This is a genomic window from Nocardia sp. NPDC058658, assembly GCF_042716665.1.
Taxonomy (GTDB): Bacteria; Actinomycetota; Actinomycetes; order Mycobacteriales; family Mycobacteriaceae; genus Nocardia.
The window spans coordinates 277,728-289,200 of the sequence record NZ_JBHXRR010000005.1; the positions used below are offsets into that span (position 1 = coordinate 277,728).

Genomic DNA, 11,473 nt, shown 5'->3' on the forward strand with positions numbered 1-11,473 from the left:
GTACCGGCCGGTGATGCGGGCGCCGCGGGCGGTCGAAGTGTGATCAGTGGAGGTCAGCGATGACGCGAATCACCGATCTGTCGTTGCTCACCGGATGGCTGCCGGTGACGTTGACGGTACTCGGCGTCGTGGGTGCGGTGTGGTTGCTGTTACCTCGCGTGCGGCGCTACGTCACGACGATCATGCCGATCGTGGTGCTGTCCGCCGCGGTGCTCACCGCAGCGCTGTATCTGTTCGTCGAGGAGGTGTGGCGGCCGTTTCCCGACCCGATCGCCGTGTCGGTGTATGTGCTGATCGGGATCGCGCTGGCCGCGGTGCTGCTGGTTGTGCCGCGAATTCTGGTGCGACGGGGCGTGTGGACCGGGGTGGTGACCGTGCTCGCGGCGGTTGCGGTGCTGGTCACGGTGGGTGTTCGGATCAATCTGGTGTATGCGTCGTATCCGACTGTCGGCGCGGCGCTCGGCGTCGAAGAGGTGGAGCGGGTCGAGGCCGGTGAGCTGACGCGGCGTGAGCAGGTGGTCAGCGCGCGTCCGCTGGAACCCGCGTGGCATGAGCCCGCCGGGCTGCCCGACGGTGGGCGGGTGCTCACCGCGACGGTGCCGCCGACCGCGTCCGGGTTCACCGCGCGGGAAGCCCAGATCTATTTGCCACCAGCCTATTTCGCCGATCCTCGGCCGTTGCTTCCGGTGCTGGTGTTGCTCGCCGGTGAGCCCGGTGCGCCGGAAGACTGGTTCATCGGCGGGGAGTTGGACGAGACCATGGATTCCTTCGCCCGCGCCCACGGTGGGCTCGCCCCGGTGGTCGTGGTGGCCGACGGGACCGGCTCCCAGCTGGCGAACCCGCTGTGTATGGACTCCAGGCTCGGCAATGTCGCCACCTACCTGGCCGTCGATGTGCCCGCGTGGACGCGCGCGAACCTGCAGGTCGATCCGGATCCGCGGTCGTGGGCGGTGGGTGGACTGTCCTACGGCGGAACATGTTCGCTGCAACTGGCCACCAACTATCCCCAGGTCTACCCCACTTTTCTCGACATCTCCGGCCAGGACGAGCCGACGCTGGGCGACCGGCAGCGCACCGTCGACGCCGCGTTCGGCGGCGATACCGCAGCGCTGCTGCGGGTCAATCCGCTCGACCTGCTGCGGTCGCGGACCTATCCGGACTCGGCCGGTGCGTTCGTCGTCGGGGCCTCCGACGAGATGTATCGGCCGCAGGTGGAGCGGATGTATCAGGCGGCGAAGGACGCGGGGATGGACGTGCGATTGCGGATTCTGCCCGGCGGCCACAATTTCGCGCTGTGGGCGGCCGGGTTGCGCGATCAGCTGCCGTGGCTGGCCACCCGACTCGGTCTGACACCCTGATCGGTGACGGCTGCCGCAGTGGTTCGCGGAGTACAGTTCGGCGTATGTCCGAGGTGGAAACCCCAGGTACGGACGTCGACGGAGGGGCGATCACCGTCGCGCGGGTAGTCGAGGCCGCGCTGGGGATCCTCGATACGGGGGGCATCGAGGCGTTGTCCATCGGTGCGGTGGCGCACCGGCTCGGGGTCGACGCGGATGCGGTGCACGCGTGCGTCGGTACCGTGAAAGACCTCGAGCGCGCCGTGATCGAACACGTGCTCGCGTCGGTGGAACTCGGACCCCTGTCCGACGACGGGGTGGAGTGGACCGCGGCGGTGATCCAGTTCGCGCTCAGCATGCGCGGGCGGCTTTTCGAACATCCCGCCGTCGCGGGTCTGATCATGGCCGGGCCCATGGACAGTCCGTCGGCGGACGGACCGGTGGCGCGCGATATGACCGAGTCACTGTTCATCTGCCTGGCTCGTGGCGGGCTGCACGCCGCCATTCGCGCACACGGGGTGTACGCGGTGCTCGTGTACGTGCTCGGCTCGATCGCCCTCGACGTGGCCGAAACCGACGGAAAACCGCCGCTGCCAGCGGAATCCGAGCGCATCGCGGCACGTCGCAAGGCCCTGCGGGATCTGGATCCGCAGCGGTGGCCGCGCGCTACCGCGCACCTGGAGGAGATCGCCGCCTGGACCTCCGTCGATCAGTTCGTCTGGGGGCTTCGCGTGCTGCTCATCGGGATGACGGCGACCTGACGGACGACCGTGCCCTTCGCGAGCAGGGCGGCGAAGGCGAGTAGCCACCCGCTCCACAGCAGATAGCCGACGAAGTTGGTGACGGCGGCCGGTTCGATGCCGAGTGGGACGACCACGCCGGTGGCGATGGCGGCGGCGCTGATGTTGCCGAGTGCGGCGAACCAGCCCGGGGTGCGCAGGGCCTTGACGACCAGGGCTGTCCAGATCGCGGTCATGGTGTAGCCGACGGTTTCCCCGAGCAGGGTGCCGAGCAGCATGTGCTGCCGTTCGAAAACGTCGATCGCGGAATCGGGCAGGGTGGGGACGAGCAGCGGCCAGCGCAGCAGGCCGATCGTCTGCACGATGGCCGCAGCGACGCCCGCGCGCACCGCCCAGCGCATCGTGGGTGAATCGTCGAGGCGGCCGATCAGGACCGACAGCGGGACGAACGCGCAGGCCGCGGCGGCGAGCACGGTGAACAGCGTGATAATCGTGCGCTGCTCGGCCCGGAATCGGGCGAGGACCTCGGTGGCGGGCAGCTGGAGGACGTCGGGGTAATCGAAGGTCGTCCCCAGGCCGATGAACGCCAGGTTCATCAGGATCGGGGCGCAGATCAGCAGTGTGATGGTCGCGAGCGATTGTCCGCGGCTCGTCGGGTGGGCGTGCGGGTAGCGGTGCTCGGTCGATGACGTGTTCCGCATGAGAATCCATTCTGGCTGTACGGAGTACAGTTCACCGCATGTCGAAGGCGAAGTCAACAGGTGTCGGCGCGTCGCGGCCGGCTCGGCGTTCGTTCGCCGAGGAGCAGGTGGTCGACATCGCGCTGCAGCTCCTCGACGAGGGTGGAATCGGGGCGCTGTCGATCCGGGCCGTCGCGGGCAAGCTCGGGGTGAATCCCAACGCGGTGTACACCTACGTGGCGAGCCGGGCCGATCTCGAACGCGCCGTGATCGAACGTGTGCTCTCGACGGTTTCCCTCGAACCCCTGCGCGACCTGGGCGTGGAGTGGACCGACGGGGTGATCCGCTTCGCGCTCGGCCTGCGCGGCGAGCTGCTCGCGCATCCGGCGGTCGCGATATTGATGATGTCGGGTCCGATGGACGGGCAGGCGGCGAGCGATGTCGGCGAGGCGATGTTCGGGTGCCTGGCCCGGGGTGGCTTGCCCGCGGCGAAACAGGCGCACGGTGTGTACGCGGTGATCGTGCAGGTACTCGGTTCGATCGCGCTCAATGTTGCCGAGACAGACGGAAAGCCGCCGCTCGCACCGGAATCCGAGCGCGTCGCCCAACGGCGCGAGGGGCTCGCCCTGCTCGACGCCGATCGCTGGCCACGCACCGCCGCGCAGGTGGACGCGATGGCGGCGTGGAATTCCGAGGATCAGTTCGTGTGGGGGTTACGTGCCTTGCTCGCCGGGATAGCCGGCGTCTGACTACCAGGGGTGGGGATGTAATCCAATTGCCGCACAGGCCTTGTCGACGGACTCCGGCAGCGCGTCGTTGTCGGCGAGGCTCACCAGGGCGAGGGTGTAGGTGTCACCGAGGTGGGAGAAGTAGCCCTCGAGTTGGGTGCGGGGGAAGGTGGTGATGCCCGGGTGGATGGCGCGGGCTGCCACTCGGGTGCAGTTGTACGGGCCTACTTTTCGCACTTCTTCGGGTAGGGGGCCGATGTTGGAGCACAGGATGTCTCGTTCGCCTGCGCCCTTGCTGAGGGTGTAGGCCAGGTGGTCGGGGACGACCTGGAGGATTTCCTCGGGAAGGCCTGCGGGGCTGGACATTCGGCGTAGGTAAGCGGCCTTGGCCTTGTCGCGGATGGTCGCGGGGGTGTCGGAGCGGTGGATGGTTATCTCGGTCATCGCGAGGTCGTTGTCGACGCGGGGTTCGTCGCGGGTGTCGACCGGGAGGCTGGCGGTGATGGTGGGATTCGGGAAGCCGTTCTGCCACAGGGTGTTCGCGATCAGGTGGATGAACAGGCTGTTGGGGGTTGCGCCGAGGGCGGTGGCGGTGGTGTTCCAGTGGGTGGCGTCGAAGGTGAGTAGGAGTGGGTGCAGGTGGCGGTCGGTGGTATCGGAACCTTGGATCGGTGGCGGGGTCTCGGCGGTGGCGCTGCTGTGGGCGGGCCGGGTTTCGTCAGAGGCTGCGGTCCGGGTGAGGCGTATCAGTGGTCGAGGAAGTCTCTGGTGCAGTGCGCGGGCGGTGCCGCCGAAAATCGTCGCCCACTGGGAGACGGCGTCCGTCCATTCCGAAGATGCCGCGCGACCAACGACGGGCGTTGGGGCGATCTGCGACCGTCCGGCATCGTGTGCTGGGTCGGTGTCGGCTGATTCGAGGGATCGGAGGGCGGCGGTGATGGCGTGGATCAGGCCGCGGGCGTCGGCCAGGGCGTGCGAACAGGTCAGGGCGACAACGGTTCCGCCGTCTTCGAGGCGGGCAGCGGAGAGGCGCCAGCCGGGGCCGAACTCGGGGTCGAGGTCGGCGCCGAGAGCGTCGGCCCAGGGAAGGATTTCGCTGTCGGGGAGTCGGTCGATGCGGAGAAAGTCGCTTGCCTGGTTGCGGCCGTGAGGTGGGGTGTGTCCGTCGTCGTGGGCGTTGCTGTCGATGGGCTCGACTTCGGCGCTGGAGCTACGGGAAGCCTGGGTGGCCTCCTCGAGGCGGCCGTGCCGGGCGCTCGGGAGGAGGTCGAGGGGATGGGCGTTGGTGTTGGGATGCCAGGTGCGGCGGGCGCCGGGGACTCGGGGGTTGACCACTCTGCGGCCGAGGGGGCCGAGGCGTAGGTGGTGGTGAATCGCTTGCAGGAGCGCGGGTTCCATCGTGTCGGGGGTTCGCCAGAGGCCCTGGAGGGCGATGGGGGTGCCCATGCCGCGGTGGGTGCGCAGGAAGATTTCGTCGACGACGGTGAGGTGATCCATCAGCGGTGGCCGGTGCTGCCGTGCCTGCCCTCGCCCGCGGCGAAGCGGGCGGCACCGTCGAGCGCACCGCCGGACAGGGCCGTCATGCCGTGCCGCAATTCGATGCGCAATGCCTCCTCCTCGGGGTGGCCGTACTGGTCGTAGAGCGCGGCGCGGTCGGTGCGCAGGCAGGTCTGGGGGAGGGCGGCGAGCTGGGCAGCCAGCTCCTCGGCGACTCGGCGGGCGTCGCCGGTGGGCACGACGCGGGTGACCAGGCCCATCTGCAGCGCCTCGGGTGCGCTCACCGGGCGGCCGGTCAGGATCATGTCGAGCGCGCGGCCCTCGCCGACGATGCGCGGCAATCGCACGGTGCCGCCGTCGATGAGCGGGACACCCCAGCGGCGGCAGAACACACCGAAAGTGGCGTCCTGCTCCGCAATTCGCAGATCACACCACAGCGCGAGTTCGAGTCCACCCGCCACCGCGTACCCGGAGACCGCCGCGATCACCGGCTTGGACAGCCGCAGCCGGGTCGGCCCCATCGGCCCGTCCCCGTCTTCGGTGACGCGATTGCTGTTCTCGGTACCGAGAGCTTTGAGATCGGCACCGGAGCAGAACGTGCCGTGATCGCCCCACAGCACCGCCACCGAGGACGCGGGATCGGCCTCGAAGGCACGAAACGCGTCCACCAGCGCCTGCGCGGTCGGCCCATCGACCGCATTGCGCGCATGCGGTCGATCCAAGATCACCGTCGTCACCGGGCCCGCGTGCTCCACTCGCACTGGACTCACCGCTTCACCCCACTGCAATTGGCGGATTGCCCTCGCGCGCTGCTCTCGGCGGCGGTTAAGCCGTGCTCGGCCACGGGCTGCCGGGGTTGCGCGCGGTTGGCGGCGGTTGGGCCTGGTTCCATTCTTCGACGATACGGCCAGGGTGCTCTTGTGTGAAGGGGTGAATCGGTGGTTCACTTCTTGGCATGGTGTATCGCAGGACCCCGGCCGTGCAGGCCCGGCTCGACGCGCAACGGGCGCTGATCGTGCAGGGTGCCACCGGGGTGCTCTCGCGGGCGGGGTTCGCGGGATTGTCGATGGCCGCGGTCGCCGCCGAGGCGGGGATCGCCACCGGCACCGTGTACAAGCAGTTCGAGAACAAGGCGGAGCTGGTCGCGGCGGTGTTCGAGACGGTGGTCGCCCGCGAGGTCGACGCGGTGCGGGCCGCGGTGGCCGACGGTGATGTGGTCGGGCGGGTCACCGCGGCGGTGGAGACCTTCGCCGGTCGTGCGCTGAAGAATCCGAAGCTGGCCTATGTGCTGCTGGCCGAGCCCGTCGATCCCGCCGTCGATGCGCAGCGGCTGGAGTTCCGGCGCGCGTTCGCCGCCTCGTTCGAGACCGCCATCGCGCACGGCGTCGCCGAAGGTCAACTGCCCGCACAGGATTCGAGCCTCACCGCCGCCGCCCTCGTCGGCGCGATCGGTGAGGTGCTCGTCGGGCCGCTGGCCGCCGCGCCGCACGCCGAAACCGTCATTCCCGAATTGGTCGCCTTCGCCGTGCGCGCGCTCGGCGCCCGCCCGGAAACGTTGTAGTCGAAGGAGTCTCATGCCGACCCACGAAGTGTTCAATCAGGCGCCACCGCTGATCCCCTTCGACGCCGCGCGCAACCCCGCGCTGCTGGAAGGCCTGCACCGCGAAGGAGCAGGCTGGGCCGAAGCCGAGGTGCGCGAACTCGGCGTGCTGGCAGGCGGTTTCGAGGCGCAGGAGTGGGGCAGGCTCGCCAACGAGTACCCGCCGGTCCTGCACACCCACGACCGGTGGGGCAATCGGATCGATGAGGTGGAATTCCACCCGCACTGGCACGACCTGATGAATGTCGCTGTGACACATGGCCTGCACGGTTCACCGTGGCTGGACGAGCGGCCCGGCGCGCACACCGCCCGCGCCGCCAAGTTCTTCACCTGGGGTGCCGCCGACGCCGGACACATGTGCCCCATCTCGATGACCTATGCGGTGGTACCCGCGTTGCGCCACAATCCCGAACTGGCCGCGCGGTTCGAACCGCTGTTGGGTTCGCGCACTTACGAGTTCGGCCTGCGCGAACCATCGACCAAGGCGGGTCTCATCGCGGGCATGTCGATGACGGAGAAACAGGGCGGCTCCGACGTCCGGGCCAACACCACCACGGCCGCACCGCAACCCGACGGTTCGTACCGCATCGTCGGGCACAAGTGGTTCACCTCGGCGCCCATGTCGGACATGTTCCTCACCCTGGCCAAGGCCCCGGGCGGCCTGTCGTGTTTTCTGCTGCCGCGCGTGCTGCCCGACGGCACCCGCAACCCGATTCGTATTCAGCGGCTCAAGGACAAACTGGGCAACAAGTCCAATGCCTCCTCGGAGATCGAGTACGAGAACGCCACCGGCTGGCTCGTCGGCGCCGAAGGCGCGGGCGTGAAGACGATCATCGAGATGGTCAATATGACCCGCCTCGACTGTGTGATCGGCTCCGCCACCGGCATGCGGCTCGGCGCGGTCACCGCCATCCACCACGCCAGGCACCGAGAAGCGTTCGGCGCCAAGCTGATCGATCAACCCGCCATGCGTAATGTGCTGGCGGACCTCGTCGTCGAATCCGATGCCGCGACCACGGTGATGATGCGACTGGCCGGGGCCACCGATCGCGCCAGCACCGATCCCGCCGAGGCCGCGCTGCGCCGGATCGCCCTCGCGATCACCAAGTACTGGGTCTGTAAGCGCGCGCCCGCCCATGCCGCAGAAGCGCTGGAATGCCTGGGCGGCAACGGGTATGCGGAGGAATCGGGGATGCCGCGGCTGTATCGCGAGGCGCCGTTGATGTCGATCTGGGAGGGTTCGGGGAATGTGGCGGCGTTGGATGCGTTGCGTGCCATGGGGCGTCAGCCCGAGACGGTCGAGGCGTACTTCGCCGAGGTCGGGCTCGCCCGCGGTGCGGATGCGCGCCTCGACGATGCGATCGACCGGGTGGGCAAGGAACTGACCGACCTGTCCGATATCGAATACCGTGCCCGTCGCGTTGTCGAACTGATGGCACTCGTCCTGCAAGGCGCACAGTTGGTCCGCCACGGTCATCCGGCCGTTGCGGATGCCTTCTGCGCGACCCGCCTCGGCGGCGACTGGGGCATCGCCTTCGGCACGCTGCCCGTGGGCGTGGACACCGGCGCGATCCTCGAGCGCGGGTTCGTCGACGTGCAGTAAGTCCGGCAGTATCGAGTTCGTGGCCCGCGCCCGTCGGTAGGGTAGTGCGGTGACCTTGCCGAATGGGGTGCTGTCGGTATGCGAACTGGCTCAGCATGTGCCCGTGCGGTCGGCGCGGTTTCTGCTCGGCATCGCGGGGCCGCCAGGGGCAGGGAAATCTACGCTCGCGCAGCGGCTTTGCGCAAAGCTCGGAGAGGCCGGTCGTGCGGCGGTGGTCGCGCCGATGGATGGCTATCACCTGCGCAACGAGGTCCTGCGAGCTCGGAACGCGTTGGCGCGCAAGGGCGAGCCGGACACCTTCGACGCGGCGGGGTTCGTCGCTGACCTGCGGTTGCTGCGGGAGACGCCCGTCGGTACGCCGGTGCCGTGGCCGCTGTTCGATCGGGCGATCGATGAACCGACCGACGGCGGGGTTGTTGTGCGTGACGAGCACATCGTCATCGTCGAGGGCAACTACCTGCTGCTGACCGACGCCGAAGCGCCCGGCTGGGCGGAGGTCCGCGGACTGCTCGATGAATGCTGGTACCTGGACGCACCTCGTCCGGTGCTTACCGAACGCCTGGTTCACCGGCACACCGTCGGCGGGCGGACACCCGACGAGGCGAGCGAGAAAGTGGCGGGCAGCGACCTGCGCAATGCCGACCTGATCGCCGCGAGCAGGAACCGCGCTGACTACGTCCTGACTGCCGAGGGCCCCAGCTTCCGGGTGAACTGATCCACCGGTTTCGCTCGCCGACGACTGGCGTAATCACGCAATTCGCGCTCTTTTGATCAGTTTTCTGACTGAAAGCGGCCCGATTGTGTGATGACGCCAGTCCGATCCCATTCCGCGCGCAACCGTGCGCCCGTTCGGCGCGTGTGGCACGGAAAACGGTGGGCTCGGGGCAATCATGGAGGGATGACGCGAGGTCGGTGGGTGCCCGGGCATGCGACGCGTAACGGTGCTGCGGCGGTGTTCGCGGTGCTGTTGTACTACAGCGTGCCGGTGGGGTGGGCGTTCGAGCTCGATGCCTGGCCGGGACGCTTGGCGGGGGTGTGCATGTTCTTCGCCGGAATTGCCGGGCTCGGCTGGCTGGTGTGGCGGCGAGTCCAGAGCTATCTGCGGGCGCCGACCGCTGCGGGCGGACGCGTCGACGGGTTGCTGCTGCTCGTGTGCATCGTCGGCGTGGTGTTCGCACTGTTCTACTTCCGGCTGCAGCAGCTACATCCGGATCAATTCGACGGACTCGAAACCCGGACCGACGCACTGTATTACACGCTGGTCACGCTCGGGACCGTCGGTTACGGTGACGTGCATCCCGTCGGCCAGGTCGCGCGGATCGCGACCATGGTGCAGATCGTGTTCGACCTCGTGGTGCTCGGCACCCTGCTCACCATCATCACCAGCAGCGTGACCGGTCGGATTCAGGCCGCCACCCAGGCCGCGAACAAGATCAGCGGCGATGGGCCCGATACCACTCGATGAGCTCGTCGGTCGACGAATCACCCACCGACACCGGCTTTTCCGGCCCGCTCAGCAACGGCATCAGGGCCAGAGCCTGCTGTTTGCCCAGCTCGACACCCCACTGATCGAAACTGTCCACACCCCAGATGATGCCCTCGACGAACACCTGGTGCTCGTAGAGCGCGATCAGCTGACCCAGCGCCGACGGCGTGAGCTCGGTCGCCAGGATCGTGGTGCTCGGCCGGTTGCCCGGCATCACCTTGTGCGGCACCAGTTCCGGGTCGGTGCCCTCGGCGCGGATCTCCTCGGCGGTCTTGCCGAACGCCAGCACCTTCGACTGCGCGAACAGGTTGCTCATCAGGATGTCCTGCATGCTGCCGGTGCCGTCGCGGGTCGGCAGGTCGTCGGTGGACTTGGCGAAGCCGAGGAAATCGGCGGGGATGAGCCGGGTGCCCTGGTGCAGGAGTTGGTAGAAGGCGTGCTGGCCGTTGGTGCCCGGCTCGCCCCAGAAGATCTCGCCGGTCGAGGAGGTGACCGGGGTGCCGTCGGCGCGCACCGACTTGCCGTTGGACTCCATCGTCAATTGCTGCAGATAGGCGGGGAATCGGGCCATATCGTTCGAATAGGGCAGCACCACACGGGATTCCGCGCCGAAGAAATTCGAGTACCAGATGCCGAGCATCGCCAGCAGCACCGGCGCGTTCTCTTCCAGTGGTGCGGTGGCGAAATGCTGGTCTATGGCGTGCATTCCGCTGAGGAACTCGCCGAACTGCTCCTTGCCGATGGTCACCATCACCGAAAGGCCGATGGCCGAATCGACCGAGTAGCGTCCGCCGACCCAATCCCAGAAGCCGAACATATGCGCGGTGTCGATGCCGAAGGCGGCCACCCGTTCCGCGTTCGTGGACACGGCGACGAAGTGCTTGGCGACCGCTTCCTCGCCCAGCGCGTCGACCAGCCAGCGACGGGCGGCGGTGGCGTTGGTGAGGGTTTCCAGCGTCGAGAACGTCTTGGACGCGACGATGAACAGGGTCGTCGCCGGGTCGAGGCCCGCGAGCTTGGCGACCAGATCGGCAGGGTCCACATTCGAGACGAAACGTGCTTCGATGCCCGCGTCGACATAGTGGCGCAGTGCGCGATACACCATGTCGGGGCCCAGATCCGAGCCGCCGATGCCGATATTGACGATGGTGCGGATGCGTTCGCCGGTCGCGCCGCGCCACACACCCGAGCGCACGGAATCGGCGAATTCGCCCATCCGGCGCAGGACGTCGTGCACCTCGGCGTCGGCGTCGGTGCCATCGATACAGAGCTGATCGCCGACCGGCAGACGCAGGGCGATATGGCCGACCGCGCGGTCCTCCGAGGTGTTGATGTGCTGGCCCGAGTACATCGCGTCGCGGCGCTGCGGTACACCGGCCGTGCGCGCGAGATCGATGAGCAGGCGCAGGGTTTCGCGGGTCACGCGATGTTTGCTGTAGTCGATGTGCAGATCGGCGACCTGCATCGTCAGCTCGCGACCGCGCGCCGGGTCCTCGGCGAACAGTTGCCGTAGATGCATCGGCGCAACGGTGCGGTGATTGCTGTGCAGTGCCTGCCAGGCCGCCGACGCGGTGATGTCGCTGCTGCTCACGTGGCGAGGGTACCGCGTTGGTGGAGCGCGGGCTCGCTCTAGTCGCGGGGTTTGAGTTGTCCCGGGACCGATGTTTGGGCAAGGCTACGGGGTTTGAGTGGTTCCGGGGGGTTTGACGCTGTGTTTATTGGAGCGCTGGCGCGCTCGAGTCGCGGCCCCGAGGGGTCGCCGGTTAGCCGCCGTTGCTTGCTCCTTCGTCGCGTCGCAACGG

At 68.1% G+C, this 11,473-nt stretch carries 11 protein-coding genes; 7 read left to right on the forward strand and 4 right to left on the reverse strand.

What is annotated here, in order from left to right; all coding sequences use genetic code 11:
• Positions 1–59: 59 nt before the first annotated feature.
• Positions 60–1,358, forward strand: a complete 1,299-nt coding sequence (locus tag ACFWUP_RS11700) for an alpha/beta hydrolase (RefSeq protein ID WP_379233277.1) — start codon at positions 60–62, stop codon at positions 1,356–1,358.
• Positions 1,359–1,402: 44 nt separating this feature from the next.
• Positions 1,403–2,098, forward strand: a complete 696-nt coding sequence (locus ACFWUP_RS11705) for a TetR/AcrR family transcriptional regulator (RefSeq protein WP_379233279.1) — start codon at positions 1,403–1,405, stop codon at positions 2,096–2,098.
• Here the strand turns inward: ACFWUP_RS11705 and ACFWUP_RS11710 are convergent.
• Positions 2,047–2,778 carry a DUF4386 domain-containing protein gene (locus ACFWUP_RS11710; protein WP_379233281.1) on the reverse strand — a complete coding sequence of 244 codons (732 nt, stop codon included), beginning with the start codon at positions 2,776–2,778 and terminating at the stop codon, positions 2,047–2,049. The genes ACFWUP_RS11705 and ACFWUP_RS11710 overlap by 52 nt on opposite strands.
• Positions 2,779–2,816: 38 nt before the next feature.
• Here ACFWUP_RS11710 and ACFWUP_RS11715 point away from each other — a divergent pair, with 38 nt between their 5' ends.
• Entirely contained in the window at positions 2,817–3,506 is a 690-nt protein-coding gene (locus ACFWUP_RS11715) for a TetR/AcrR family transcriptional regulator (RefSeq protein WP_379233283.1), read from the forward strand.
• Here ACFWUP_RS11715 and ACFWUP_RS11720 read toward each other — a convergent pair whose 3' ends face one another.
• Positions 3,507–4,982 (reverse strand): hypothetical protein, encoded by a 1,476-nt coding sequence (locus tag ACFWUP_RS11720; protein ID WP_379233285.1) that lies wholly within the window; start codon positions 4,980–4,982, stop codon positions 3,507–3,509.
• Entirely contained in the window at positions 4,982–5,743 is a 762-nt protein-coding gene (locus ACFWUP_RS11725) for a crotonase/enoyl-CoA hydratase family protein (protein WP_379233322.1), read from the reverse strand. The genes ACFWUP_RS11720 and ACFWUP_RS11725 overlap by 1 nt, the downstream gene beginning before the upstream one ends.
• Before the next feature lie 194 nt (positions 5,744–5,937).
• On the opposite strand from ACFWUP_RS11725, the gene ACFWUP_RS11730 reads away from it, so the two are divergent.
• The 4 genes from ACFWUP_RS11730 to ACFWUP_RS11745 all read left to right on the forward strand — a co-directional run bounded on the left by ACFWUP_RS11730 (position 5,938) and on the right by ACFWUP_RS11745 (position 9,650).
• Entirely contained in the window at positions 5,938–6,543 is a 606-nt protein-coding gene (locus ACFWUP_RS11730; RefSeq protein ID WP_379233287.1) for a TetR/AcrR family transcriptional regulator, read from the forward strand.
• A gap of 13 nt (positions 6,544–6,556) precedes the next feature.
• Positions 6,557–8,185, forward strand: a complete 1,629-nt coding sequence (locus ACFWUP_RS11735) for an acyl-CoA dehydrogenase family protein (RefSeq protein ID WP_379233289.1) — start codon at positions 6,557–6,559, stop codon at positions 8,183–8,185.
• A gap of 49 nt (positions 8,186–8,234) precedes the next feature.
• Positions 8,235–8,900 carry a nucleoside/nucleotide kinase family protein gene (locus ACFWUP_RS11740; RefSeq protein WP_379233291.1) on the forward strand — a complete coding sequence of 222 codons (666 nt, stop codon included), beginning with the start codon at positions 8,235–8,237 and terminating at the stop codon, positions 8,898–8,900.
• A 183-nt stretch (positions 8,901–9,083) separates the two neighbouring features.
• A complete protein-coding gene (locus tag ACFWUP_RS11745; protein WP_379233293.1) occupies positions 9,084–9,650 on the forward strand; it encodes a potassium channel family protein in 567 nt (188 codons plus the stop codon).
• Here the strand turns inward: ACFWUP_RS11745 and pgi are convergent.
• Positions 9,619–11,262: a glucose-6-phosphate isomerase gene (gene pgi, locus ACFWUP_RS11750; RefSeq protein WP_379233295.1), complete on the reverse strand. Its 1,644-nt coding sequence runs from the start codon at positions 11,260–11,262 to the stop codon at positions 9,619–9,621. The genes ACFWUP_RS11745 and pgi overlap by 32 nt on opposite strands.
• Positions 11,263–11,473: the final 211 nt, after the last annotated feature.